We start from the raw sequence: 2,283 nt of genomic DNA on the forward strand, positions 1-2,283 counted from the left end.
TTCACCGAATACGGCGTCGAAAGCCTGCTCAACCTCATCGAAATCCATCGCAGCAGGCCAAAATAGGCCTGCCGCGGCCTACGCCGGATGATTACCCACTTTCCAGCGCTGCGACGGAAGCACGAGCGCCCGAATGGGCGGCAAAGTTGAGCACCCCTTGAAGGTCGGAGTTTGGGTAAGCGACAAGGCAGCCGAGACGATTGCCACTGCCAGGAATGCGATCGTGGGTGCTGCAGCCTGTAAGGCGGCAGTGAAGGAGCGCCCGGGCGGGGTGGTGATACTGCGCCGCGGCTCAAGCGTCATCAGGACCACGAAGCCAGAACCACAGTCGCCGCCAACGGTCGCGATGCTGATGGTACTAGGCGTCAACGGTGCTCGGCTGCGGTGCGTTGGCTGCGGCCGCCATGCGACCATGTCGTGGGAGGCACTGCGCGCTCAAGATGAAGAGCCTTTCCCGACATGCGGGCGGCGCCTCACATGCTCGGCGTGCGGTGGGCGTCAGGTGCAGCGGATGCCGGATTGGCGCTAGTCTGCAGGCCCGACGTCGTCCGCGGCATTGTCGGGATCGATCGACGGAGCAACTTCGAGAGGACGGGCCGCCTCACCGGTGGTCCTCCGAGGCGGCGCTGCCCTCTTGGGGGTACGAACGCCGTCAGTATGCTCGAAAAGGTGGTCATGGATCGTCTGGCCCAACGGATCGATGATCACGTCTATACCCTCGCGCCTAGCTAGTTTGGCCGCGGGCACAAAGTCACTGTCACCCACAACCATGACGATCTGGTCTACGAGTTTTTTGTAAGACAGCGCGGCCACGTCCAGACCTAACCGCATGTCGACGCCCTTTTGGCTGGTGTCGATTGAAAAATCGTCGTCAGTCAGGCTGTCAAAGCTGATCTCTTTGCGGAGAAGTTTTGGCAAAACGGAAGGCTTTAACCGCCAGTTGACGGTATCGATTAAGTGCCCAAGTCGCAGTGCAACCTTCCGCTTCCTCCGCAACTCGAAATGGAGCTGATTGCGGAACACGGCTTCCGGCGTTTTTGCGAAATCAATTGCCGACTTCGTGACCGGCCTATGCATTTTCTTCTCAAGCGGCGGGCAGTCATAGAAAAATACTCGGTACAAATCGAATAGCTCAAAAATCGGCTTTCGATTTTGATCCGTACCTGTCAGTTGGTAGCGATGCCTTAGCGCGTGCCCATGGATCAGGTTAGCGACGATCTTTGGATTCGCCGCATCGATCTCGGGAAACTGGTATCGGATGCGCTTCAGAAAGAAGCCGCCGTCGATCATCACAGCCACGCGATGCCCGTGCATCAGAAGCCCCAGAGACGGAAAACCCCTGGGCTCGGCTCTCTCGCGAATTGTCGACCAAGGTCGATCGAGGAGCGTACTGCCAGGGGCTGTATGGCTCTTAGGTAGGCTGTGGCTGCTTAACAGTCAATGAACTTGATGGTTCCGACTGTCCCACTTGCCACGCCCCCCTGCAACTCTCCTCGGCGCTAGAGCCCTAGGCCAGGTTCCACTCATGCTAGGTTAAGCCGAATCTCTCGCTTGGGCGAAGCTATGAACGGCACAGCTCTGCCTTTATGGGCACAGTACGCGCAGGCTATCGGCACCCCACTTCTGGCCGTTGTGGCAACCCTCGCCGGAACTTGGGTTGCGTTCCGCCAATGGCGCACAGCGTCCGATAAGCTGGCCTCGGATCTGTTTGATCGGCGATGGGCGATTTATGAGGAGATCCTCGACGCGTTGGCGCCCGTTCTGCGCGAGGGACACCCGCCGAATTCCGAGCCCCTCTGGAACGCACCCCATTTTGACCGGACAGTCGGCCTAGCTCGCTAAGGCATAGGCGTAGGCCTATGGATAAGGCTATGTCTTCTGATCCGATCCCCCCGACCGCGCGTGTTGAAGTCATCACATCAGTCCAGCGGCGGCGCCGCTGGTCGACTTCTGAGAAGGTCCGGCTGGTGGAAGAGGCCATGCAGCCGGGCTCCTCCGTGTCGCTTGTGGCCCGCCGCCACGGCCTCTCGCCAAGCCTGCTCTTCAGCTGGAAGAGGCGAATGATCGAAGGTGGCCATCAGGCTGTCCACGCGGACGAGGACGTAGTCGGGACCAGCCATGTGCGTGACCTCGAGAAGCGTGTCCGGGATCTCGAGCGCCTGCTCGGCCGGAAGACCATGGAGGTCGAGATCCTGAAGGAGGCGCTGGATCTTGCCCGCTCAAAAAAACAGTCCTGGCAGTTGCCCTCATGGAACGGCGGCGAGGACAGTTCCCGATGACGGC

1 protein-coding gene and 1 pseudogene are annotated in these 2,283 nt (G+C 59.9%); one reads left to right on the plus strand and one right to left on the minus strand.

Annotated features, from left to right (window positions below):
- Positions 1-525 precede the first annotated feature (525 nt).
- Positions 526-1,290: an NYN domain-containing protein gene (locus tag C8P69_RS23340; protein ID WP_245902219.1), complete on the minus strand. Its 765-nt coding sequence runs from the start codon at positions 1,288-1,290 to the stop codon at positions 526-528.
- Positions 1,291-1,859: 569 nt separating this feature from the next.
- Here C8P69_RS23340 and C8P69_RS23345 point away from each other — a divergent pair.
- Positions 1,860-2,283, plus strand: a pseudogene (locus tag C8P69_RS23345) (transposase); the annotation flags it as partial.

Source organism: Phreatobacter oligotrophus (genome assembly GCF_003046185.1).
Lineage (GTDB): Bacteria > Pseudomonadota > Alphaproteobacteria > Rhizobiales > Phreatobacteraceae > Phreatobacter > Phreatobacter oligotrophus.

Bases quoted from the DNA above. Each gene is read 5' to 3' on its own strand.
- C8P69_RS23340 (WP_245902219.1), bottom strand. From the start codon at position 1,290: ATGATCGACGGCGGCTTCTTTCTGAAGCGCATCCGATACCAGTTTCCC.